Annotated in this window: 22 protein-coding genes; 2 read left to right on the top strand and 20 right to left on the bottom strand. The window is 65.5% G+C overall.

Features of this window, described 5'->3' with window-relative positions:
* The 11 genes from murG to DESUT3_RS05165 all read right to left on the bottom strand — a co-directional run bounded on the left by murG (position 1) and on the right by DESUT3_RS05165 (position 12,748).
* On the bottom strand, positions 1-1,083 hold the full coding sequence (gene murG / locus DESUT3_RS05215; protein WP_221251395.1) for an undecaprenyldiphospho-muramoylpentapeptide beta-N-acetylglucosaminyltransferase: 1,083 nt from the start codon (positions 1,081-1,083) through the stop codon (positions 1-3).
* Positions 1,080-2,186 carry a putative lipid II flippase FtsW gene (gene ftsW, locus DESUT3_RS05210; protein WP_221251394.1) on the bottom strand — a complete coding sequence of 369 codons (1,107 nt, stop codon included), beginning with the start codon at positions 2,184-2,186 and terminating at the stop codon, positions 1,080-1,082. Before ftsW ends, murG begins: the two co-directional genes overlap by 4 nt.
* Before the next feature lie 3 nt (positions 2,187-2,189).
* On the bottom strand, positions 2,190-3,551 hold the full coding sequence (gene murD / locus DESUT3_RS05205) for a UDP-N-acetylmuramoyl-L-alanine--D-glutamate ligase (protein ID WP_221251393.1): 1,362 nt from the start codon (positions 3,549-3,551) through the stop codon (positions 2,190-2,192).
* Between the two features lies 1 nt (position 3,552).
* Positions 3,553-4,629, bottom strand: coding sequence for a phospho-N-acetylmuramoyl-pentapeptide-transferase (mraY, locus tag DESUT3_RS05200; RefSeq protein WP_221251392.1), 1,077 nt, complete (start codon positions 4,627-4,629; stop codon positions 3,553-3,555).
* A 9-nt stretch (positions 4,630-4,638) separates the two neighbouring features.
* Positions 4,639-6,033 (bottom strand): UDP-N-acetylmuramoyl-tripeptide--D-alanyl-D-alanine ligase, encoded by a 1,395-nt coding sequence (locus tag DESUT3_RS05195; protein WP_221251391.1) that lies wholly within the window; start codon positions 6,031-6,033, stop codon positions 4,639-4,641.
* Complete coding sequence (locus tag DESUT3_RS05190; protein ID WP_221252478.1) at positions 6,030-7,547, bottom strand: UDP-N-acetylmuramoyl-L-alanyl-D-glutamate--2,6-diaminopimelate ligase; 1,518 nt, start codon at positions 7,545-7,547, stop codon at positions 6,030-6,032. The genes DESUT3_RS05195 and DESUT3_RS05190 overlap by 4 nt, the downstream gene beginning before the upstream one ends.
* A 48-nt stretch (positions 7,548-7,595) precedes the next feature.
* Entirely contained in the window at positions 7,596-9,545 is a 1,950-nt protein-coding gene (locus tag DESUT3_RS05185) for a penicillin-binding protein (protein WP_318835992.1), read from the bottom strand.
* Between the two features lie 20 nt (positions 9,546-9,565).
* A complete protein-coding gene (gene ftsL, locus DESUT3_RS05180) occupies positions 9,566-9,883 on the bottom strand; it encodes a cell division protein FtsL (protein ID WP_221251389.1) in 318 nt (105 codons plus the stop codon).
* Between the two features lie 31 nt (positions 9,884-9,914).
* Positions 9,915-10,862 carry a 16S rRNA (cytosine(1402)-N(4))-methyltransferase RsmH gene (gene rsmH / locus DESUT3_RS05175; protein ID WP_221251388.1) on the bottom strand — a complete coding sequence of 316 codons (948 nt, stop codon included), beginning with the start codon at positions 10,860-10,862 and terminating at the stop codon, positions 9,915-9,917.
* 3 nt (positions 10,863-10,865) lie between these two features.
* Complete coding sequence (locus tag DESUT3_RS05170; RefSeq protein ID WP_221251387.1) at positions 10,866-11,309, bottom strand: division/cell wall cluster transcriptional repressor MraZ; 444 nt, start codon at positions 11,307-11,309, stop codon at positions 10,866-10,868.
* A 185-nt stretch (positions 11,310-11,494) separates the two neighbouring features.
* Positions 11,495-12,748, bottom strand: a complete 1,254-nt coding sequence (locus DESUT3_RS05165; RefSeq protein ID WP_221251386.1) for an HlyC/CorC family transporter — start codon at positions 12,746-12,748, stop codon at positions 11,495-11,497.
* A gap of 183 nt (positions 12,749-12,931) precedes the next feature.
* On the opposite strand from DESUT3_RS05165, the gene ligA reads away from it, so the two are divergent.
* Positions 12,932-14,953: an NAD-dependent DNA ligase LigA gene (gene ligA, locus DESUT3_RS05160; RefSeq protein WP_221251385.1), complete on the top strand. Its 2,022-nt coding sequence runs from the start codon at positions 12,932-12,934 to the stop codon at positions 14,951-14,953.
* Positions 14,950-15,228 (top strand): acylphosphatase, encoded by a 279-nt coding sequence (locus tag DESUT3_RS05155; RefSeq protein ID WP_221251384.1) that lies wholly within the window; start codon positions 14,950-14,952, stop codon positions 15,226-15,228. Before ligA ends, DESUT3_RS05155 begins: the two co-directional genes overlap by 4 nt.
* 7 nt (positions 15,229-15,235) lie before the next feature.
* On the opposite strand, the gene rsmI is transcribed toward DESUT3_RS05155, so the two are convergent.
* The 9 genes from rsmI to DESUT3_RS05110 all read right to left on the bottom strand — a co-directional run bounded on the left by rsmI (position 15,236) and on the right by DESUT3_RS05110 (position 21,896).
* Positions 15,236-16,078: a 16S rRNA (cytidine(1402)-2'-O)-methyltransferase gene (rsmI, locus tag DESUT3_RS05150; RefSeq protein ID WP_221251383.1), complete on the bottom strand. Its 843-nt coding sequence runs from the start codon at positions 16,076-16,078 to the stop codon at positions 15,236-15,238.
* Positions 16,079-16,248: 170 nt separating this feature from the next.
* A complete protein-coding gene (locus tag DESUT3_RS05145; RefSeq protein ID WP_221251382.1) occupies positions 16,249-18,213 on the bottom strand; it encodes an NAD(+) synthase in 1,965 nt (654 codons plus the stop codon).
* A gap of 98 nt (positions 18,214-18,311) precedes the next feature.
* Entirely contained in the window at positions 18,312-18,674 is a 363-nt protein-coding gene (locus tag DESUT3_RS05140; RefSeq protein ID WP_221251381.1) for a YraN family protein, read from the bottom strand.
* On the bottom strand, positions 18,671-19,312 hold the full coding sequence (locus DESUT3_RS05135) for a ribonuclease HII (protein WP_221251380.1): 642 nt from the start codon (positions 19,310-19,312) through the stop codon (positions 18,671-18,673). Before DESUT3_RS05135 ends, DESUT3_RS05140 begins: the two co-directional genes overlap by 4 nt.
* 74 nt (positions 19,313-19,386) lie before the next feature.
* On the bottom strand, positions 19,387-19,734 hold the full coding sequence (rplS, locus tag DESUT3_RS05130) for a 50S ribosomal protein L19 (protein WP_221251379.1): 348 nt from the start codon (positions 19,732-19,734) through the stop codon (positions 19,387-19,389).
* A gap of 108 nt (positions 19,735-19,842) precedes the next feature.
* Positions 19,843-20,397, bottom strand: a complete 555-nt coding sequence (locus DESUT3_RS05125) for an RNA methyltransferase (RefSeq protein ID WP_221251378.1) — start codon at positions 20,395-20,397, stop codon at positions 19,843-19,845.
* Entirely contained in the window at positions 20,397-21,137 is a 741-nt protein-coding gene (trmD, locus tag DESUT3_RS05120; RefSeq protein ID WP_221251377.1) for a tRNA (guanosine(37)-N1)-methyltransferase TrmD, read from the bottom strand. The genes DESUT3_RS05125 and trmD overlap by 1 nt, the downstream gene beginning before the upstream one ends.
* Positions 21,127-21,663, bottom strand: a complete 537-nt coding sequence (gene rimM / locus DESUT3_RS05115; protein ID WP_221251376.1) for a ribosome maturation factor RimM — start codon at positions 21,661-21,663, stop codon at positions 21,127-21,129. The genes trmD and rimM overlap by 11 nt, the downstream gene beginning before the upstream one ends.
* Positions 21,663-21,896: a KH domain-containing protein gene (locus tag DESUT3_RS05110; protein WP_221251375.1), complete on the bottom strand. Its 234-nt coding sequence runs from the start codon at positions 21,894-21,896 to the stop codon at positions 21,663-21,665. Before DESUT3_RS05110 ends, rimM begins: the two co-directional genes overlap by 1 nt.
* Between the last annotated feature and the right edge of the window lie 6 nt (positions 21,897-21,902).

The raw sequence follows: 21,902 nt of genomic DNA, 5'->3' as shown, positions 1-21,902 counted from the left end.
CTACCAGCCGCTCTTTTTGATGATGGCGCGGCACTCCTGCAAAATCAGGTCGGCGGCACCACGCTTGCCGACAGAAAATGCCGCTCCGGCCATGGACAGCAGGCGCTCGCGGTCGTGGAACAGATCGCCGATCATTCGTCCCAGCAGTTCGGCGTTCAGGTCGCTCTGGGGCAGCAGCAGTCCCGCTCCCTTGCTGGCCAGCGCCTGGGCATTGGCCGTCTGATGATCGGCCGCCGCGTAGGGATAGGGGACCAGGATCGAGGGGCGTCCGCAGGCGGTCAGTTCGGCGATGGTGGTGGCGCCGGCCCGGCACAGCACCAGGTGGGCCCGGGCGTAGGCCGCCGCCATGTCCTGGATGAAGGGCACTGCCGAATCCGGATTCCAGCCCGCCTCGCGGTACCCCGCCCGAACCCTCTCCAGGTCTTCGGTTCCGGTCTGGTGCAGGATCTCAAATTTTCCCTTGAGCGGTGCGAGATGGGCCAGGGTTTCCACCATCGCGTCGTTGATCGCCCGCGCTCCACGGCTGCCGCCGAAAACCAGCAGCAGCGGCTGCGCGGCCGGAATCGGCGGACAGTCATCCATCCCCTTGCGCAGGGGGTTGCCGGTCAGCACGGTGCGGCCGTGATGGAAGGCACGGTCGGACTCGCTGAAGGAGAGACAGATCCGATCCGTCCAGCGGGCCAGCAGCCGGTTGGTCAAACCCGGCCAGGCATTCTGTTCGTGAATCAGCACCGGCAACCCTTTGAGCTTGGCCGCCACCAGCGCCGGCCCCGAGGCATAGCCGCCGACGCCGACCACCACATCGGGCTTGAAACCGGTGATGATGGTCAGGGACTGCCAGATGCTTTTGGCCAGCTGCGGCCCCACCGCCAACTGCTTCAGCCAGCCCTTGCCGACAAAGCCGCCGATGTCCACCGTCCGCAGCGGCAGCCCCAGCGCGGGCAGGGTGCGCGCCTCGATCCCCCGCTGCGTGCCCACGAAAAGCACCTCGGAGCCGGGATCGGTCTCCAGCAGCCGCTGGGCCAATGCCACAGCGGGAAACAGGTGTCCGCCGGTGCCGCCACCGGCAAGCAGCAACCTCATCGGACCTCCCCCGGCGCCTGGCTGGAGATGTTGAGCAGCACCCCCACGGCCCCCAGCGTACAGAACAGGCTGGTCCCCCCGTAGGACAGAAACGGCAGCGCCAATCCCTTGGTGGGCAGCATCCCCAGGACAACCGCGATGTTGACAAAGGCCTCCAGGCCCAGCAGCAGGGTCAGGCCGAAAGCCAGATAGCGCCCGAAATCGTCGGGAGCGTGCAGCGCGGTGCGCATGCCGCGCATCACCAGGACCAGGAACATGGCGCTGATCACCAGCACCCCCGCATACCCGAGCTCCTCGCCGACCACGGCAAAGATAAAGTCGGTGTGCGCCTCGGGAAGAAAGAACAGCTTCTGCTTGCCTTCCCCCAGCCCGTTGCCGAACAGGCCGCCGGTGCCGAAGGCGATCCAGCTCTGGATGATCTGAAAACCGGTGTTGGTGGGATCCTCCCAGGGATTGAGGAAGGCGAGGATGCGCTTGCGCCGGTAGTCGACGTTCATGACCAGGAAGTAGAGAAACGGCAGGGCCAGGATCACCAGGGAAACCAGGTAGGAGAGCCGGGCGCCGGCGACCAGCAGCATCACCATGGCCACGCCACCCAGGGTCATGGCGCTGCCCAGGTCCGGCTGCTTGAGCAGCAGCGCCAGCAGGGCCGCCAGCACCACCATGTAGGGGATGAAGCCGAGCTTGAAGCTTTTGATCTTCTCCTTCTTCTTGGAGAGCGAATGGGCCATGTAGACCACCAGGGCGATTTTGGCCAGTTCGGCAGGCTGCACGTTGAAACCGCCCAGGCGGATCCAACGCGACGCGCCGCCGGCATTGGAGCCGATCCCGGGGATCAGCACAGCCACCAGCAGGGCGAAGCAGAAAAGCAGGAACGGCACCGCGAACTTGCGCAGCCGGTGGTAGTCGACGTGCATGGCCGCGACCATGATCAGCATCCCCGCCACGGCGAAGAGCCCCTGGCGCTTGAGGAAGTGGAAACCGTCGGCGTAGCGCTTGGCCGCCATGATCGAGGAGGACGAGTAGACCATGACCACCCCGAAGCAGGTGAGCACCACCGCCAGCAGGAGAATCGAATTGTCAAACCCCTTCCTCAGCTCCATGAATCAGACCACCTTCTGCTCGGAGAGCGCCAGGACCGCGCGGGTAAACACCTCGCCGCGCTCCTCGAAGCTGGTGAACATATCGAAGCTGCTGCAGCCCGGCGAAAGCAGCACGGCGCCGCCGGGGGGAGTCAGCTCCCGCGCCTTGAGCACCGCCTCCTGCAGGCTTGCGCAGCGCAGCGTGTGAGTTAACCCGCCCAGCACCGAGGCGATTCGCTCGGCGGCCTGCCCGATCAGCACCAGGTGGGCCACCTTCTCGCGGACCAGCTCGGCCAGCGCACCGTAATCGCCCCCCTTGTCCTTGCCGCCGGCAATCAGGGTCACCGGCGCCGAGAGCCCGGCCAGGCTCTTGACCACGCTGCCGACGTTGGTCCCCTTGGAATCGTTGTACCAGGTCACCCCCTCCAGGGTGCGCACCGGCACCATGCGATGGGCCAGACCGCCGAAGCCGCAGGCCGCCCGCCAGGCCAGCTCGGGGGGGCAGCCCTCGAGCAGCGGCGGAATCATGGCGGCCATGACGTTTTCCACGTTGTGCAGACCCTTGAGCTTGAGCTGCGAGACGGCGAAGCGCCACTCGCGGCCCTGCCAGCGCCAGACGATCTCGCCGGCCTCGTAACCCATCCCCTCGGGCAGAGCCTTGTCCGATGAGAACAGCACCCGGCGGGCACGGCAGCCGGCGGCCGCTTCCAGCGCCAGCGCGTCTTCGGCGTTGAGCACGGCGACGTCGGCCTCGGTCTGGTTCTCGAAGATCCGCGCCTTGGCCGCGACGTAGGCCGCCATGTCGGGATAGCGGTCGAGGTGGTCCTCGGTGATGTTGAGCAGCAGCGCATAGCGGGGGCGAAAATCCCGGATCGCCTCGAGCTGGAAGGATGAGAGTTCGGCGACCAGCCACTGCCAGTCGCCCTGAACAGCGGCCTCGATCAGCGGGGTGCCGAGGTTGCCACCGACAAAGGTCTTTTTGCCCCAGCCCTGGAAGATCTCCCCCATCACGCTGGTGGTGGTGGATTTGCCGTTGGTCCCGGTGATCGCCGCCAGGGGCGCCTCGAGCTCTGCCCAGGCCACCTCGATCTCGCCGAGCACCGGGATCCCCCGCTCTGCCGCGGCGGCCACCGCCGGAACGCTCAGGGGGACGCCGGGGCTGATTGCCACCAGGTCGGCGGAGGAGAACAGAGTCTCGCTGTGGCCGCCAAGGTCCAGCGCTACGCCGAGCCGCCGCAGCGGTTCCAGGTCGCCGATCCGCTCGGCCGAGCGGCTGTCGGAGAGGGTGACAGCGGCGCCGCGCTCGCGGAAGTACGCCGACAGCGCCAGCCCCGTGCGCCCGGCCCCTACCACCACGATCTGTTTTCCCGAATACTCGCGCCGCATGCTACCTCAGCTTCAGGGTCGAAAGGGCCACCAGGGCCAGGATGATGCTGATGATCCAGAACCGCACGATGATCTTCGGCTCCGGCCACCCTTTGAGCTCGAAATGGTGATGGATCGGCGCCATGCGGAAGATCCGCTTCCCCCAAAGCCGGAAGGAGGTCACTTGAAAAATGACCGAAAGCGCCTCCACCACGAAGATGCCGCCGACGATCACCAGGACCACTTCCTGCTTGGTGATGACCGCGATGGTCCCCAGCGAGCCGCCCAGGGAGAGGCTGCCGACATCCCCCATAAAGACCTGGGCCGGGTAGCTGTTGAACCAGAGAAACCCCAGCCCCGCCCCGACCATTGCCCCGCACAGCACCGAGAGCTCGCCGGCCCCGGGCACCGGACTGATCTGCAGGTATTCGGAAACCCGCGCGTGGCCCGCCACGTAGGCAAACAGCAGGTAGGTCCCCGATGCGATAATCATCGGGCCGATGGCCAGCCCGTCCAGCCCGTCGGTCAGGTTGACGGCGTTGCTGGCGCCGACGATCACCAGCATGGCGAAGGGGATGTAAAACATCCCCAGATCCGGCAGGACCCCCTTGAAAAACGGCAGCGCCAGGGTGGTCTTGAACGGCGGATACAGGGACAGCGCCAAGCCTACCGCAAAGGCGATCAGCAGCTGCCAGAACATCTTCTGCCGGGCCGAGAGACCGTCGCTGTTCCTCAGCTTGACCTTGCGGTAGTCATCCACGAAGCCGATGGCGCCGTAGCCCACCGTGACCAACAGGGTCAGCCAGACATAGAGGTTGGTCAGGTCGGCCCAGAGCAGGGTCGGCAGGACGATGGCCAGCAGGATCAGCGTCCCGCCCATGGTCGGCGTCCCTTCCTTTTTGAAGTGCGACTCCGGCCCAACCTTGCGAATGCTCTGCCCGATCTGCAGGCTGGAGAGCTTGTTGATCAGCCACGGCCCAAGGATAAAAGAGATTACCAGGGCCGTGATGGTGGCGTAAATGGTCCGGAAGGTGATGAACCGGAAAATATACAGCACCGAAAATTCGGTATGCAGGGGATAAAGCAAGTGATAAAGCATCCCGGCTCCCTAGCAGTTGCCCGCCGCCAGGCAGGCTTCGGTTTCACGCAGGGCCGCGCTGATCTTCTCCATGCGCATGCCGCGCGACCCTTTCACCAGCACCCGGTCCCCGGGCAGCAGCAGGGCGCGCAGGCGGTTGACCGCCTCTTCGTGGCTCGCCAGCACCAGCACCCGCTCAGCGGGCATACCGCCGCGGCGAGCCCCTTCGGCCGTATGTTCCGCCATGGTCCCGAGCAGGATCAGCTGGTCCACGCGCCGTGCCGCGGCCATGCCGACCTCCGAATGCAGCTTGGCGGAGGCTTCGCCCAGTTCGAGCATATCCCCCAGCACCGCGATGCGCCGCCCCTCACCACCCATTTCATCCAGGGTCTGCAGGGCCGCCTTTACCGCAAGCGGGTTGGCGTTGTAGGTGTCCTCGAGCATCAGCACCCCGTCGCGCAGCTCCACCGTTTCCATCCGTCCCTTGCTGGGACGGAAAAGACCCAGCCCCCGGGCGATGAGCTCTCCGCTGATGCCGATGGCGAAGGCGGCGGCAGCCGCGGCCAGGGCGTTGGCCACGTTGTGCCGGCCGGCCACCTGCAGCGCTACGGAGAATTCCCCGGTCGGCAACTGCAGGCGAAAATCCACCCGGTCCCGGCTCACCTGGATGTCCGTGGCCCGCACCTCGGCGGGTCCGCCCGTGCCGAACAGCAGCTTTCGCACCCCGTTGGCCACGGGGATCAGCACCACCCGATCATCGTCGGCATTGATCACCGCGGTCCCCCCGGGCTTGAGGGCGGCGAACAACTCGCCCTTGGCGCGGGCCACGCCGTCGAGCCCATGCAGGGTCTCCAGGTGCGCCTCGGCCACATTGGTGATGACCCCGACATCCGGGGCGCCGATCTCGGCCAGGCGGGCAATCTCCCCCCGCGCGCTCATCCCCATCTCCAGCACCATCCAGCGGTGCTCGGGCTGAAGCCGAAACAGGGTCTGCGGCAGCCCGACCAGGTTGTTGAAGTTCCCCTCGGTCTTGAGCCCCGGCCCGGTCAGGTTCATGATGGCCCCGAGCATCTCCTTGGTGGTGGTCTTGCCGGAAGATCCCGTTACCGCGATGACCGGGCCGTCGAAGCCCCGCCGCTTATCCGCCGCCAGGTCGCCGAGGGCCCGCAGGGTGTCTTCCACCTGGATAACGGGCACCGGCAGCCCGGCGATGACCTCCTCGCTGAGGCAGGCGACTGCACCGTTGCGCAGGGCCCTGACCAGGAAATCGTGGCCGTCGAAGTTCGGGCCCCGCAAGGGGATAAAAAGTTCGCCCGGCTTGATGGTCCGGCTGTCGGTGGAGATCCCGGTGATCACCGTCCTGGCTCCCGCCGGGGCCAGCCGTCCGCGGGTGACCTGGGCAATTTTCTGGATGTCGATGTTCATGGAGATGCCTCCGCCTCCCGCAGGGCCAGGGCCCGACGCAGTTCTTCCCGATCGTCGAAATGGATCCGCTCCCGACCCAGAATCTGGTAATCCTCGTGCCCCTTGCCGGCCACGACCAGAAGGTCACCGGCCTGCAGCACTTCGACCGCCAGCTCAATGGCCGAGCGGCGATCGGCCACGACGAGATATTTCTTGCCCTCGGGGGTGAATGTCTCCTGCCTGGAGCATTCCGCGGGGATCACCCTCTGCACCCCGCCCCGGATTTCCTCGATGATCGCCAGAGGATCCTCGTTGCGCGGATTATCCGAGGTGACCACCACCAGGTCCGAGAGCCGCGCCGCCACCTCGCCCATGGCCGGACGCTTGGTGCGGTCGCGGTCGCCGCCGCAGCCGAATACGGTAATCAGCCGCCGCGGCGACAATTCCCTCAGGGTGACCAGCACATTTTCCAGGGCGTCGCGGGTATGGGCGTAATCAACCAGCACCAGCGCTCCCACCTGGTTGGCGATGCGCTCCAGGCGCCCCGGCACCTGGCTGGCGCGGCACAGGCCCTGGGCCACCTGGTCCAGGGCGATCCCCAGCGCCAGACCGGCCCCTGCCGCGCAGAGCAGGTTCTGCAGGTTGTAAAGTCCGACCAGGGGCGAGCGCAGCTGAAAGCTTCCCCGGGGCGTCTCCACCGACGCTTCGATCCCTTCGAGGGACATTCTGACGTCGCGGGCCCTGATCTGGGCGCCCGCAACCGTCCCGCAGGTCAGCGGGTGGTCGAGCTCACCGGCCAGGCGCGCCCCGTAGGGGTCGTCAATGTTGATGACCGCCTTGCCCGCGGTACCGGCCTCGAGCTTTTCGAACAGTTTCCGCTTGCTGGCGAAATAGGCCTCCATTTCGCCATGGTAATCGAGGTGCTCGGGGGTCAGGTTGGTAAAGACCCCGACCTCAAAGCGTACGCCCGCCGTGCGCTGTTGCTCGAGGGCGTGGGAGGAGGCTTCCATCACCAGCGCATCGGCCCCCTGCGCGCGGAACTCGGCCAGGGTACGCAACAGGTCAACCGACTCGGGCGTGGTATGCATGGCCGGCAGCTGCCGTTCGCCGAATCGGTAATTGACCGTGCCGAGCACCGCAGGGTGCATCCCGGCGACCTTGAGGATCGACTCCACCAGGTAGGTCACCGTGGTCTTGCCGTTGGTGCCGGTCACCCCGACTACGGGGATGCCCCTGGTCGGGTCGCCGAAAAATTCCTGGGCAAACAGGGCCATGGCCCGTCGGGAATTTTCCACCAGCACCATGGTGACGTCCTGAGGGACGGGGTGCGTTTCCTCAAGAACCACCACCCGAGCCCCCCTGGCCACGGCATCGCCGATAAACCGGTGCCCGTCCACGGCGGCGCCGCGCAACGCAAAAAAGGCCCCTCCCGGAAACACCGAGCGCGAGTCGTAGAAAAGACCCGAAATCTCGGCCTCCGGCGGGCCCTCGATTCGGAGCGGGGACAACTTCTGCAAAAATGTAGAAACCTTCATAGAATCAGACATTTTCTTCTCCCCGCGAGCAAAAGTCAAAGGGTATTTTCAGGTCGGCGGCGCCAACCGCACCCAGGCTTCGCTCGAGTAGCTTATCGGCCGCCCCGCCGGCGGAGACTGCTCCACGACCCTGCCATGTCCCTTGAGCCGGAGATTCACGCCGGTTTTTCCCATGGTCTGCAGCACCTGCCGGTAGCTCATCCCGGAAAAGTTCGGCATGATCGGCGCCCCGCCGTCGGCCGGCTCCAGGGTCGCCAGGGTCGGCTCCTCCAAGGGGACCGAAACCTCCATGACCGGCGGCAGCGCCATGGGGCCCGCAGGCAGCGGAGCGGTCGGCGCCACCTTCAGGTAGCGCAGGCTTTGCGAGGCGATCCGTGAAAACACCGGGGCCGCGACCAACCCGCCGTAGGTTTTGCCCTCCGGCTCGTCGATCACCGAGAGAATCACCAGGCGAGGATTCTCCGCCGGCACGAAGCCGACAAAGGAGGCGACGCGCTTGTCCACCGAATAGCCTCCGGTCACCGGGTCGACCTTCTGGGCGGTCCCGGTTTTTCCGGCGACCCTGAAACCGGGGACCGCCGCGAGGGTGCCGGTGCCCCCTTCTTCGGAAACCGTGGTCATCATTTCCCGCACCTGGCGCGCCACATCTTCGGAGACCACCCGCTTTATCGCCCGCGGCGGGTTGCTCGTCAGGACCCGCCCTTCGTGGTCGGTCACCTTGCTCACCACCGGCGCATCCATGAGGTAGCCGCCATTGGCAATGGCCGCGGTCGCCCGGGCCAACTGCAACGCGGTGATGGTCATCCCCTGGCCGAAGGAGATGGCCGCCAGGTCAATTTCGAACCATTGGGAGGGGCGGCGCAGCAAACCGGGCACCTCTCCGGGCAGGTCGATCCCGGTATTCTGCCCGAAGCCAAAATCCGTCAGGTAGCGGTAGAGCCTCTCGCGTTCGAGCATCTTGCCAATCTTGGCCGAGCCGATATTGGAGCTGTACTTGAGAATTTCCAGGACCGAGAGGTCCTTGTATTTATGGTGATCGTGGATCACCTTGCCACCGACCTTGAACACCCCGTTCTCGCAGTAGATCTTCTGATCCATCCGCACCAGGCCCTCATTCAACGCGGCGGCCATCATGAACAGCTTCAGGGTGGAGCCTGGCTCGAAGGTGTCGCAGATCGCCCGGTTGCGCCACTGGTTCGGCCGATACTTGTAGAAGGCGTTGGGGTTGAAATCCGGCTGGCTGGCCATGGCCAGCACCTCCCCGGTCATCGGGTCGAGAACCACCACCGTGCCGGCCTTCGCGTTGGCTTCCCGGACCCCCGCGGCCAGCTCCTTTTCGGCAATGTACTGGATATTCTTGTCGATGGTCAGCTGCAGGTTGCTGCCCTGGTTCTGACCCTCGATGACCACCTCGCCGGAACCGATCCCCCGCCCCAGGGCATCGCGTTCGGTGACCAGGTAGCCGCTCTGTCCCAGGATTTCGGCATCGTACTTGAGCTCGACCCCCTCCAGGCCCTTGGGATCGACACCGGTAAAGCCGATGACCTGGGCGCCTTGCTCCGAGTTGGGGTAGAAGCGGCGATGTTCCTTGGTAAAACCGACACCGGCAATCTCCAGAGCCCGCACCAGTTCGCTTTCCCGGGGGGTAACCTGGCGCTTGAGCCAGAGGAAGCTCTTTCCCGAGCTGAGTTTGGCCTTGAGCGAAGCGGCGGACATGGAGAGCACGCCACTGAGGGCCCGAGCCGCGGCAGCGGGGTCGGTCACCTGTCGGGGCTGTACATAGATGGAGTCCACCTCGATGCTCAATGCCAGCTCCTCGCCATTGCGGTCGAAAATGGTGCCCCGCCTCGGGGTCAGGGGGATCACCTTCTGGTGCTGTCGTTCAGCCCGCTTGCGCCACTCCTGCTCTCCCTGCACCTGCAACTGGAAGGCGCGCACCGCAACCAGGCAAAAGGCCACCACGAAAACCAGGCAGACCATCCTGATGCGAAATCGCACCCACCTCTCCAGTCGCTCCATCATTCGACGATTATCACCTGGTTCGGGGTCGGCATCCTCAGACCGAGTTCCTTGCGGGCCACCTGCTCGATGCGCAGCGGGTTGCGCAGGCTGGCGACCTCCAGGCGCAGCTGCCGGGACTCCTGGTTGAGTTCCCGCAGCCGGCTTTCGTGGCTGGAAATGGCGTACTCCAGATTGACGGCCTCAATCCGGGACCAGACAAAAAACAACGAAACCGCCATGATGGCGGTAACGGATACAAGCAGGGGAAGGATCCGGGGACGGGACAGGGAGAAGCCGTTGATTTTCGGCAGAGACTTTATGGATACATTCGACATACCACCCTCCAGAATCACATCGAAAAAATGCTCAGGCCAGCTTGCGCACCGCCCGGAGCACCGCGCTGCGGGCCCTGGGGTTGCCTGCGACCTCCTGTTCGCCGGCACGCGCCGCCTTGCGGGTCAGGATCTCCACCCCGGGCTGGTGACCGCACACGCAGGTCGGAAGCCGCGGCGGGCAGATGCAACCCTTGGCCTGCTCCTGGAAGAAACGCTTGACGATGCGATCCTCCAGGGAATGAAAACTGATCACCACCAGCCGCCCGCCGGGCTTTAGCAGCTCCAGGCCCCGGGCGATACCCTCGCGGACATGCTCGAGTTCCTGGTTGACCTGGATGCGCAGAGCCTGAAAGACCCGTGTCGCCGGGTGAATCCGCGAGGGAATGTGCCCCCCCGGCACGGCGTCCCGTACCAGTTCGGCAAGTTCCCGGGTGCTTTCCAGCAGCGCCTGCTGGCGGACCTTCTCGATACGCCGGGCGATTCTCCCCGCGTATCGCTCCTCGCCGTACTCGCGGAAGATGCGGGCCAGATCGTCAGCGGAATAGGTATTGACCACATCCGCGGCCGTCTCCCCGCCGGTCGGGTCCATCCGCATATCCAGGGGGGCCTCGGCCCGAAAGGAGAAGCCCCGTTCGGCCGAATCCAGCTGATGGGACGACACCCCCAGGTCGAGGAGCATTCCATCGAGTCCCGCGATCCCCAGTTCGGCCAGCACCCGGCCGGCCTCGGAGAAATTGGCGTGCCGCAGGATGGCCCGCTCGCCGAAAGGAGCGAGCACCTCGGCGGCCTTTCTGAGCGCCGCCGGATCCCGATCGAGGCCGATTAGCCGGCCATCGGGGGCCGACGCCTCGAGGATCAGGCGAGAGTGCCCGCCGCCCCCCAGGGTCCCGTCGAGATAGGTTTCTCCGGCACGGGGCTGGAGCAGCTCCAGGACCTCACCGGGCATTACCGAAAGATGCGAGAAATCGCCCTGCGCCAAGGGTCAGAACCCCATCCCGGCCAGGAACTGCGGATTGGCCTGGAGCAGCGCCTCGGAGCTGCGGGTCACCTCGGCATGGCGGCTCTGGCTGTAAATCTCGATCTTGTCGAACATGCCGATGATGACCGCCTCCTTGTCCAGCGCCGCATGGGTGCGCAGCGACTGGGGAACCATGATCCGGCCCTGCTTGTCGAAGCCGCAGGGGACCGCCGGGGCGACCATCAGGCGGATGGCGGCATTTTTCTCCGGAGTGGGCGAAGCCTGCTGCATCGTTGCCATCACCTGCTCCCAGAGAGCCACCGGATAGGCCGAAAGCCCCCCGGTGAGGTTCTTGGTCACCACCAGCCGTTCGTCTCCCCCATTCGCGAGCAAGTCGCGAAAATCCTTAGGGATACTGAGACGTCCCTTGCCGTCGATGGCGTTATGAAACTCTCCGGAGAATTGCATTTAGGCCGCCGATGTCCCCTTTTGACACGAGTCCCCACTTTTTGGGAATGATAGCGAGGGGCCTACCCCTTGTCAAGAGAATTTTCCAATTTTTTAAGGGCTTAGATTGTCTGGCGGACATAAAAAAACACCCCCGGGGGCGGGGGTGTCGAGGAGGCGGGAAAAGGTAAAAAAAACGTTGGTCGTCAGGGAGTTGCCGCAGGCAGAGTCATCTCGATCTCCTCGACCCGCCGATCGACCACTTTGCGCACCACGAAGACGGTGCCGTTCGCTTCGCAGCGTTCCCCCTCCTGGGGAATGGTGCCCAGAGTCCGCAGCAGAAATCCGGCCAGGGTATTGGCGTGCTCTTCGGACAGCTCGAGCCCGAACCGTCGGTTCACGGTGCGCAGGGAGATGCTCCCGTCGACCAGGTAGCGACCAGGGGCCAGCTCCCGCACCAGGACCTCCTCCACGTCGTATTCGTCCTGGATTTCGCCGACGATCTCCTCGACGATGTCCTCCAGGGTCACGATACCCTCGACCCCGCCGTATTCGTCCACCACCACGGCCAGGTGAATCCGCCGCCGGCGAAAGGACTGCAGCAGGGTCTCGATCTGCTTGGATTCGGGGACGAAATAGGGCGGACGGGCGATCTCCCGCAGGGAAAACCCGTCGCGCATCTCGATGAAATTGAGGATGTCCTTGGAATGGATGATCCCGACGATGTTGTCGAGGCTCCCCTCGTAAACCGGAAAACGCGAGTGACGCGAGTCCTGCACCAGCGCCAACACCGTCTCGAATGGGGCATTCACCTCGATGCCCACCACTTCGGTGCGGGGGATCATGACGTCGCGCACCCGGGTCTCGGCCAGCTCCAGCACCCCGTGGAGCATCTTGCGCTTGTCCTTGGCCACCGCCCCGGCCTGCTCGCCGACGGAAATCATGGTGTGGATCTCGTCCTCGGAGATGATCGGCCGCTCCTCCTCGCCGCTGCCCAGCAGGCGGGTGAGCATGCGGGAGAAAGAGGTCACCAGCCAGACCACCGGGGCCAGCAGAGTCATCACCAGCAGAATCGGCCGCAGCACCAAAAAGGAAACCCGCTCGGGATACCTGGCGGCGTAGGTCTTGGGGGAGACCTCGGCCAGCAGCAGCAGCAGGGGGGTGAGCACCAGGATGGTGAGCAGTTCGCCCCGCTCGCCATAGAGATGCACGAACAGACCGGTGGCGAAGACCGAAATGGCGATGTTGACCAGGTTATTGCCGACCAGGATCGCGCTCAGCAACCGGTCGGGGTGCAGCAGCAGGCTTTCGAGCCTGGTGGAGCCCCGCCTCTTCTTGGCCACGAGGTACTTGACCCGCAGCCGGTCGATAGACATCAGGGCCGTTTCCGAACCGGAAAAGAAGGCCGACAGTACAAAAAGAACAAACAGGACGCCGAGGCGGAACAGCTGGTCTTCCACGAGGTTGTCTCCAGGGATCAATTGCCTGGCAGTTTACCCGATGCCTGACCGCTTGACAATTCATTAGTGGCATCGCACAGGGGACTTTTCCGGTTTATTGAACGGTCGCCCGCCATGTGCTATAAATCCGGGGCGTGCTCGACCCGTATTCCCTCCACCAGGGCTTCACCGGAAAGGATTTTCATGGACCGCAACCAGGCCCGGCAGCGCCACGCCGAACTCGACGCCCAACTTCACCACCACAACTACCGCTACTATGCGCTGGACGCCCCGGAGATAACCGACGCCGAATACGACCGGCTGTTCCGGGAACTGCTGGAGTTGGAAAAGCGTTTTCCCGAACTGGTAACGGCCGACTCTCCGTCCCAGCGGGTCGGAGCGCCGCCCCTGGAGAAATTCGAATCCGTGCGGCACACCCTGCCGATGCTGTCGCTCAGCAACCGCAAGGACAAGGAGGAGTTTCGCGAATTCGATGCCCAAATCAAGCGCTTCCTCGCCCTGCCGGAAGCGGAAGATGTCGAATACATCTGCGAAATGAAGCTTGACGGGTTGGCGGTGGAACTAGTCTATCAAAACGGAAGGCTTATTACTGGTTCGACTCGAGGCGACGGCATCACAGGGGAGAAGATCACCGAAAATCTAAAAACCGTCCCCTCCGTCCCCCTTGTGTTGCAAGGCAATCCCCCCGGGCTCCTCGAGGTACGCGGTGAAGTCTACATCGAAACAGACGAATTCCAGCGATGGAACCGCGAATTGGAAGAAAACGGCCAGAAAACCTTCGCCAACCCCCGCAACGCAGCGGCGGGCAGTCTTCGCCAGCTCGACTCTAGGATCACCGCCAAACGACCGTTAAACATTTATTGCTACGGAATTGGGCAAATCGACTCCTCCCCCCCCCAAACCCACGGTGAACTGCTCAAAGCCTTGCAAGGCTGGGGACTTCGCGTCAACTTGGCCGAAACCCAAGTGGTCTCAGGAGTTCAAGGAGTTCTGGAGTACTATCAAAGCATGTTGGGTCGGCGAGACGCCCTCCCTTTTGAAATCGACGGTGTCGTGGTCAAGGTGAATCGCCGTGACTGGCAGAATGAGTTGGGTGAGGTATCAAACCGGCCCCGTTGGGCAACTGCCTACAAGTTTCCGCCGCGCCAGGCGGTGACCGTCATCGAGGACATCCAGATGCAGGTCGGCCGCACCGGTGCCATCACCCCGGTGGCCCACCTCAAGCCGGTGGAGGTCAGCGGGGTCATGGTCGCCCGCGCCAGCCTGCACAACTGGGACGAGATCGCCCGCCTCGACGCACGGATCGGCGACCACGTGGTGGTGGAGCGGGCCGGGGACGTGATCCCCGACGTGGTTCGGGTTCTCGCCGAAAAGCGCAGCGGCAGCGAGACGCCCGTCCCCCTGCCCGAAAGCTGCCCGGCCTGCGGCTCGGCGGTGGCCAAGCTCGAGGGCGAAGTGGTCCCGCGCTGCCAGGGGCTCTCCTGCCCGGCCCAACTCAAGGAGTCGCTCAAGCACTTCGCCTCGCGCACCGGCATGGACATCGAGGGGCTCGGCGACCGCTACATCGACCAGCTGCTGCGCCTGGGCAAGGTGCAGAGCGTGGCCGACCTCTACACCTTGACCCGCGAGGACCTTTTCGAATTCGAGCGCATGGGGGAGAAGCTGGCCGAGAACCTGCTCGGGGCCATCGAGAGCAGCAAACAGCGCCCCCTGCCACGGTTTCTCCACGCGCTGGGGATCCGCCACGTCGGCCAGCATATCGCCAAGGTGCTGGCCCGCCAGTTCGGCTCCCTCGAAGCGCTGGCCCGCGCCAGCCGCGAGGAGCTGCTGGCCGTGCACGAGATCGGCCCCCAGGTGGCCGAGAGCGTGGTCAGCTTCTTCGCCTCGCCGCGCAACCGCGAGGTGCTCGAGGCCCTCGAGAAAAGCGGCGTCAGCCCCGGCACCGAGGCGCGCCGGGCCGGCGGCCCGCTGTCCGGCAAGACCTTCGTCTTCACCGGCGCGCTGACCCGCTTCGGCCGCAAAGAGGCCCAGGAAATGGTGGAGCGGCTTGGGGGCCGGGCCGCCGGCTCGGTGAGCAAGAAAACCGACTACGTGGTGGCCGGCGAGGAGGCCGGGAGCAAGCTGGAGAAGGCGCGCCAGCTCGGCATCGCCCTGCTGAGTGAAGAAGAGTTTCTGGAAATGATGGAGAAGGAGTCCCGCCAATGAAACAGATTCGCGCGACGGTACGCATCCGCGGGGTGGTCCAGGGGGTCAGCTTTCGCTACTACACCCGCCAGGAGGCGCTGCGCCACCAGCTGACGGGCTGGGTACGCAACCTGCCCAACGGCGAGGTGGAGGCCCTGTTCGAGGGGCGGGAGTCGCAGATCCGCCAGGTGCTGGATTGGTGCCGCCAGGGCCCGCCGGCGGCCCAGGTCAGCGAGGTCGACGTCGACTGGGAGGAGTTCCGCGGCGAGTTCGCCGGCTTCGACATCCGGCGTTAAGCCTCGGTCATTCCTCCTCGTCCTCCTCTTTCAACGCCAGGCTCTCCCGGTAGACCTCGCTGCCGGGCAGATTGAACTGGCGCGCCACCTCCTTGACGATCTGCCGCATCGGCAGGTCCGTATCCCGGCGCCAGCGCGCCAGGGCCTCGCGCACCGTCTCCTGCTGCGGCGCCTCCTCGGCCGGCGCCAGCAGCAGCACGATTTCGCCGCGCACCCGTTCGGCGCCGAAATGATCCAGAGCCGCGCTCGCGGACCCGCGAAACAGCTCCTCGTGCAGCTTGGTCAGCTCCCGGGCCACCGCCACCTGCCGCCCTCCCCCCAGCTCCTCGACGACATCCCCCAGCGCCGCCAGCAGCCGGTGCGGCGCCTCGTAGAAGACCAGGGTCCGCTGCTCGGCCTGCAGCCCCTTGAGCAGGGTGCGGCGGGCCTGGCTCTTGTTCGGCAGAAACCCCTCGAAGGCGAAACGCTCCACCGGCAGCCCGGAAATGGCCAGCGCCGTCAGCACCGCCGAAGCTCCCGGGACGGCGGTGACCGGCAGGCCCTCATCCCGGCAGCGGCGCACCAGCAGGTAACCGGGGTCGGAGATGGCGGGCATCCCCGCGTCGGAGATCAGGGCCACCGATTTGCCCTCGCGCAGCAGCTGAAGGATGCGCTCCCCCTTGGCCGCCTCGTTGTGCTCGTGACAGGACGTCAGGGGCGTGGTGATGCCGTAATGGCCGAAGAGCTTGCGGCTGTGGCGGGTGTCCTCGGCGGCTACCAGATCGACCTCCTTGAGCACTCGCAGGGCGCGCAGGGTGATATCTTCGAGGTTGCCGATGGGGGTCGCGACGAGATAAAGGGTGCCAGTCATTTGTTCCCTGATCGTTGTGGACAGACCGTAGGGGCAGACCTGTGTGTCTGCCCTTACAGACCTGTGTGTCTGCCCTTACAGACCTGTGTGTCTGCCTTTACAGACCTGTGTGTCTGCCTTTACAGACCTGTGTGTCTGCCCTTTGGAACGGGCGAACACGCAGCTTCGCCCTAGCGTGAAGTTTCCAGCTCCTCGAGCTGGGCCAGCCAGAGCGCGGCGCTGGCGTCGCTGGGCATGCGCCAGTCGCCGCGGGGCGAAAGGACCACGCTGCCCACCTTGGGCCCGTCGGGGAGGCAGGAGCGCTTGAACTGCTGGGAGAAGAAACGCCGGTAGAAATTCTTCAGCCAGTGCAGGATCTCCTCATCGCCGTAGCTGCCGGCGAAGGCCTGCCTGGCGAAGTGGAAGATCTTGACCGGCGGATACTGCAGGCGCACCACGTGGAAAAGAAAGAAATCGTGCAGCAGGTAGGGGCCGATGTGGTCCTCGGTCACCTGGCCGATCTCGCCGTTCTCGTCGGGGGGGAGCAGCTCGGGCGAGACGGGGGTAGCGCAGATATCCCGCAGAATCGCGGAGGCCTCGCCGCTGAATTCGGCCTCGGCGCACCAGGAGACCAGGTAGCGGACCAGGGTCTTGGGCACCCCCGAGTTGACCCCGTACATCGACATGTGATCGCCGTTGTAGGTGCACCAGCCCAGGGCCAGCTCCGAAAGGTCGCCGGTACCGATGACCAGCCCCTGGACCTGGTTGGCGATGTCCATGAGGATCTGGGTCCGCTCCCGGGCCTGGGAGTTTTCGTAGGTGATGTCGTGCACCGCCTCGTCGTGACCGATATCGGCAAAATGCTGGCGCACCGCCGGGTCGATGGAGATCACCCGCAGGCTGACCCCGAGCAGTTCGGCCAGCCGTTCGGCGTTGCCGCGGGTGCGCGCCGTGGTGCCGAAGCCCGGCATGGTCACCGCGCAGATCCCCTGGCGCGCGAGCCCCAGCTTGTCGAAGGCCTTGGCGGTGACCAGCAGCGCCAGGGTCGAATCGAGCCCGCCGGAGATGCCGATGACCACCTGCTTGGCCCCGGTGTGGCGCAGGCGTTTGGCCAGGCCGGTGGTCTGCAGGGCGAAAATCTCCCGGCAGCGCCCGCTGCGCTCCCGGTCGTCGGGCGGCACGAAGGGCATGGCCGGGATCGGCCTCAGCAGGGGCTGGGCAGGGGTGTCGGGCAGGGGGAAGCTCAGGGTGCGGCAGCTGCGGGCCGGCCGCGACTCGGCAAAGCTGTTGTTCTTGAGCCGCTCGTTGCCAAGGCGTTGCAGGTCGACGTCAGCCAGCGCCAGTTGCGACTCGAAGTCGAAACGGTCGGTCTCGGCCAGCACCATCCCGTATTCGGCGATCAGCGAGTGGCCGGAGAACACCAGGTCGGTGCTCGACTCGCCGGGGCCGGCCGAGGCATAGGCATAGGCGGCCAGGCAGCGGGCCGACTGGGCCTGGACCAGCGCCCGGCGGTATTCCTGCTTGCCGAGCAGTTCGGGGCTGGCCGAAAGATTGAGCAGCACGGTGGCGCCGCTGACGGCGAGCTGGCCGCTGGGCGGGTTGGCCACCCAGGCGTCCTCGCAGATCTCGATGCCCACCACGCATTGGGGGAGACGCTCGGCCTGAAACAGCAGGTCGGCCCCGAAGGGGATCGACTCGCCGCCCCAGTTCAAGTGATCTGCGCTGGCCTCGCCGGCAGGCGCGAACCAGCGCTGCTCGTAGAACTCCTGGGTGTTGGGCAGAAAGGTCTTGGGGACCACGCCGCGGATCCTGCCCCCGGCAATCAGCACCGCGCAGTTGAACAGGCGGTCGCCCTGGAGCACCGGGGCCCCGACCACCAGCACCAGCGGTTCGCGGGCGGTGAACTCGGCGATGCGCTCCAACGCCGCGCGGGCCTGTTCCACCAGCAGCGGCTGAAAGAACAGGTCGCCGCAGGTATAGCCGGTCAGGCAGAGCTCGGGCAGCAGCAGAAGCCGGCACCCTTTGCCGCGCGCCTCGTGGGCAATCGCCAGGATCCGCTCGAGATTGAAAGCGACATCCGCCACGCGCAGCTCGGGCGAGGCCACGCCGAGACGCAGCATGCCCAGGGCGCCAAGGGAGGGATTGAAAGAGGTCATCGGTCTACTCCGCAGCGGGCAGAGCCCTTGGTTAGGCCAAATGATAATCGGATTAAGGGGAAAAGGCAAACCTCGACCGCTCGGCGACCGCCGGACGTTCAGGCGCCGAAGGCATCGGGGATATGCTCGATCGCGGCGGTGTCGGCCGCCGGACGCACCGCCACCACATCGAAACGCGGCTGCAGGCCCCGGCCGTGCCCCTGGGCGAGGTACCACTGGGCGGTGCGCAGGATCTGCCGCTGCTTGAAGGCGCCCACGGCTTCCTGGGGGGTGCCGAAGGCCGCGCTGCGGCGGGTCTTGACCTCGACGAAAACGAGGGTTTTCCTGTGGCGGGCGATGATGTCGATCTCGCCGACGGGGGTGCGGAAGTTGCGCTCAACGATTTTCATCCCGAGCCCCTGCAGGTAGCGGACCGCCTGGTCTTCGCCCCACTGCCCCAGGGACAGGCGCTGGCGGGTCACGACTTTTCCAGGTGCTCGCGCACCCCGCCAAAGGTGCGCCGGTGCAGGGGCGAGGGGCCGAGACGGGCGATGGCGGCCAGGTGATCGGCGCTGCCGTACCCCTTGTGCCTGGCGAATCCGTAACCGGGAAAACGCGCGTCGAAACCGACCATCATCCGGTCGCGGACCACCTTGGCCACCACCGAGGCGGCGGCCACCGACAAGGAGCGGGAATCACCCTTCTTCAGGGTCTTCTGGGGCAGCGCCAGGGGCAGCGGGGTAATGCCGTCGATCAGCAGGTAATCGGCCGGGCACTGCAGGCGCTCGACCGCCAGGGACATGGCGCGCAGGGTGGCCTGGAGGATGTTGAGCTCGTCGATCTCGGCGGCGGAAACCACCCCGACCCCCAGCGCCCGGGCCTGGGCCCGAATCAGGGGGAAGAGGGCCTCGCGCCGGCCGGGGGTGAGCTTCTTCGAGTCGGTCAGGCCCGGCAGGTCGAACGCCTCGGGCAGGATCACCGCGGCGGCCACCACCGGGCCGGCCAGGGGACCGCGCCCGGCTTCGTCGATGCCGGCCACGGCGCTGAATCCCCGGGCCTGGGCGGCCTGTTCGAAATGCAGGGTGGAAATCTCTTCGGCGGGGAACAGATCCAGGGTCACCGGGACTCTCCCAGAGATTCGGAGTGGCAGAAGCAAAAAGCCCCGGCTTGCGGCCGGGGCTTTCTGGCGGTAAATCAGGCCTGGCGCTTTTCGCGGATGCGGGCAGCCTTGCCGAACAGGTTGCGCAGGTAGTAAAGCTTGGCGCGGCGAACCTGGCCGATGGTCACAACCTCGATCTTCTCGACGTTGGGGGCGTGCAGAGAGAACACGCGCTCGACGCCGATGCCGTTGGAAACCTTGCGGACGGTGAAGGTCGACCCGAGGCCGCGGTTGACCCGCTTGATGCAGACGCCCTGAAAAACCTGGATGCGCTGCTTGTCGCCTTCGACGATCTTCACATGCACCTTGAGGGTGTCGCCAGCCTTGAAAACCGGAATGTCCTTCCGGATCTGCTCCATGTTGATACGATCAATGATGTTCATCTTGTCCTCCTGTATGCCGATATCGCTTTTGTGGATTTTCGAACTGTATCCGCCGGCGCGTGGATGGTGCACGCTGAAGCGGCCGCAGCTTTGAAATCGATTGTCTGTCTAGGTGCCGAGCAGCCGGTCGAGAATGATGGCCACGGCCGAGCGCACCGAAAGGTGGTTGTACTCCCCGGCGCCGCGGATCGGCTCGAGCACGGTCCAGCCCCGGTCGAACAGTTCCGGCGCCAGCCCCCATCCGGTGCCGAACACCAGCAGCAGCGGGTGCCGAGCCATCAGCCCGCGGCACTCAGCGCTCGGGATGCCGTCCTTGCGTCCCGCTCCGGTCAGCACCGGCCGCGCGGTCTCGCCGGCGGCGGCGCTCCAGTCGGCCAGCGCCTCATCCAGCGAATTGACTTGCCTGACCAGCCCCAGCGCATCGCCCCGGTGCGGATTGTAGCCGGCGCCGAAACCTTCGCGCCAATGGCCGAGAATCTTCTCCACCAGGGCCTGCTGCTCCGCGACGGGGGTCACCACGTAAAACCTGTCGACCCCGAAGGTGCGCGAGGCGCGGGCGATGTCGTGCAGATCGAGGTTGGTGACGGCGGTGGTCACCCGGTCCCCGGCACGGTCGATCACCGGGTGGTGGACCAGCGCCACGGCCAGCGGCTTGCGGCTCATCAGCCCTGCCCCCGCAACTCGCGCCGCAGCTCCTCGAGAATGCGCCGATCCTCATCGCTGAGCGGGGCCCGCTCCAGCAGGTCGGGACGCCGCTGCAGGGTCCGCCGCAACTGCTCACGGCGTCGCCAACGGGCGATCTCGGCGTGGTTGCCCGAAAGCAGAACCTCGGGCACCCGGTGTCCCTGGAATTCGGCCGGCCGGGTGTAATGGGGAAACTCGAGCAGCCCGTCCGAAAATGAATCGACCTCGGCGCTGCCGCTGCTGCCAAGCACCCCGGGCAGCAGGCGGGCGACCGCGTCGATCATGACCATGGCGGCCAGTTCTCCACCGGTCAGCACGAAATCGCCGATGGAATATTCGTCATTCACCAGACAGCGGATCCGCTCGTCGAACCCTTCGTAGCGCCCACAGACAAAAACCAGCCCCTGTTCGCGCGACAGGGCCTGGGCATCTGGCTGACGGAAAGTGCGCCCCTGCGGGGTCATGAGGATCACCCGCGCGGCCGGCGAGCGTTGTTTCAGCTCGGCGAGCGCCCGGGCCACCGGCTCGGGCTTCATGACCATGCCGTCGCCCCCGCCGTAGGGGGTGTCGTCGGTCACCTTGTGCCGCCCCTCGGCCCAGTCCCTCAGGTTGTGGGGCTCAATCTCGATCAATCCCTTTTCCGCCGCCTTGCCGAGGATGCTCCCCGCGAAGGGAGACTCGAACATGTCGGGGAAGAGGGTCAGGATTTCAAACTTCATCGGAACCCGGAACCAGCCCTTCGGGCAGATCGACCTCGATGCAGCCAGCCACCAGGTCGACCCGGACAATCATCTGCTCGACCACGGGGATCAGAACCTCCCCGTAGGGCCCCTGAACCACGTAAATGTCGTGGGCCGGGGTGGTGAACATCTCTTCCAGCGTGCCGAGTTCCCCCCGGGTCCGGTCGAGCACCCGCAGGCCCTCCAACTGGTACCAGTAGAACTCGTCTTCTTCCAGGTCGGGCAGATCCCGGTAGGGCATGTAGACCTCACTGCCCACCAGGTGCTGAACCTCATCGATGTGCTCGAGCCCCTTCAGGCGCAGCAGCACATCCCCTTTATGCAGCGAGGACCGGACCGGGACTTGACGCGTGGCGGTTCCGTCCGCCTTGCGGAATTCCAGTTCGCCGGCCTCGAGCAGCGAGGCGGAGTCATCGGTGACGGGGCGGACCTTGAGGTCCCCACGCAGACCGTGGGTTCCCCGGACCACTCCGGCACAGAACCATTCACCCACGCGGACTGCCATCACTCCATGATCTGGAGGGTAGCCCGCTTGTTTTCCCGGGTAGCCTTGGCGTTTAGCAGCGTGCGCATGGCCTTGGCGGTGCGCCCCTGCTTCCCGATGATGCGGCCCATATCTTCCTGGGCCGCGGCAAGCTTGATGAGAATGCCCCCATCCTCACCCTGCTCCTCGGAGATGGTCACCGCACCGGGATTTTCAACCAGGGATTTCGCGATGAATTCGATGAGCTCTTTCATGGAGTC

The sequence above is a fragment of the Desulfuromonas versatilis genome (genome assembly GCF_019704135.1).
In the GTDB taxonomy this organism is placed as follows: domain Bacteria; phylum Desulfobacterota; class Desulfuromonadia; order Desulfuromonadales; family NIT-T3; genus Desulfuromonas_A; species Desulfuromonas_A versatilis.
Note: the sequence above shows the minus strand (reverse complement) of the source record. Positions and strands in the feature narration are given on the sequence as shown.

What these genes read in the sequence shown, in the direction of transcription:
- mraY (WP_221251392.1), bottom strand. Translation starts at nt 4,629, where the DNA reads ATGCTTTATCACTTGCTTTATCCCCTGCATACCGAATTTTCGGTGCTG.
- DESUT3_RS05110 (WP_221251375.1), bottom strand. Translation starts at nt 21,896, where the DNA reads ATGAAAGAGCTCATCGAATTCATCGCGAAATCCCTGGTTGAAAATCCC.
- ftsL (WP_221251389.1), bottom strand. Translation starts at nt 9,883, where the DNA reads ATGTCGAATGTATCCATAAAGTCTCTGCCGAAAATCAACGGCTTCTCC.
- ligA (WP_221251385.1), top strand. Translation starts at nt 12,932, where the DNA reads ATGGACCGCAACCAGGCCCGGCAGCGCCACGCCGAACTCGACGCCCAA.
- murD (WP_221251393.1), bottom strand. Translation starts at nt 3,551, where the DNA reads ATGCGGCGCGAGTATTCGGGAAAACAGATCGTGGTGGTAGGGGCCGGG.
- DESUT3_RS05190 (WP_221252478.1), bottom strand. Translation starts at nt 7,547, where the DNA reads ATGAAGGTTTCTACATTTTTGCAGAAGTTGTCCCCGCTCCGAATCGAG.
- rimM (WP_221251376.1), bottom strand. Translation starts at nt 21,663, where the DNA reads ATGGCAGTCCGCGTGGGTGAATGGTTCTGTGCCGGAGTGGTCCGGGGA.
- DESUT3_RS05155 (WP_221251384.1), top strand. Translation starts at nt 14,950, where the DNA reads ATGAAACAGATTCGCGCGACGGTACGCATCCGCGGGGTGGTCCAGGGG.
- DESUT3_RS05170 (WP_221251387.1), bottom strand. Translation starts at nt 11,309, where the DNA reads ATGCAATTCTCCGGAGAGTTTCATAACGCCATCGACGGCAAGGGACGT.
- DESUT3_RS05195 (WP_221251391.1), bottom strand. Translation starts at nt 6,033, where the DNA reads ATGAACATCGACATCCAGAAAATTGCCCAGGTCACCCGCGGACGGCTG.
- DESUT3_RS05145 (WP_221251382.1), bottom strand. Translation starts at nt 18,213, where the DNA reads ATGACCTCTTTCAATCCCTCCCTTGGCGCCCTGGGCATGCTGCGTCTC.
- ftsW (WP_221251394.1), bottom strand. Translation starts at nt 2,186, where the DNA reads ATGGAGCTGAGGAAGGGGTTTGACAATTCGATTCTCCTGCTGGCGGTG.
- rplS (WP_221251379.1), bottom strand. Translation starts at nt 19,734, where the DNA reads ATGAACATCATTGATCGTATCAACATGGAGCAGATCCGGAAGGACATT.
- DESUT3_RS05125 (WP_221251378.1), bottom strand. Translation starts at nt 20,397, where the DNA reads ATGAGCCGCAAGCCGCTGGCCGTGGCGCTGGTCCACCACCCGGTGATC.
- rsmI (WP_221251383.1), bottom strand. Translation starts at nt 16,078, where the DNA reads ATGACTGGCACCCTTTATCTCGTCGCGACCCCCATCGGCAACCTCGAA.
- trmD (WP_221251377.1), bottom strand. Translation starts at nt 21,137, where the DNA reads ATGAAGTTTGAAATCCTGACCCTCTTCCCCGACATGTTCGAGTCTCCC.
- murG (WP_221251395.1), bottom strand. Translation starts at nt 1,083, where the DNA reads ATGAGGTTGCTGCTTGCCGGTGGCGGCACCGGCGGACACCTGTTTCCC.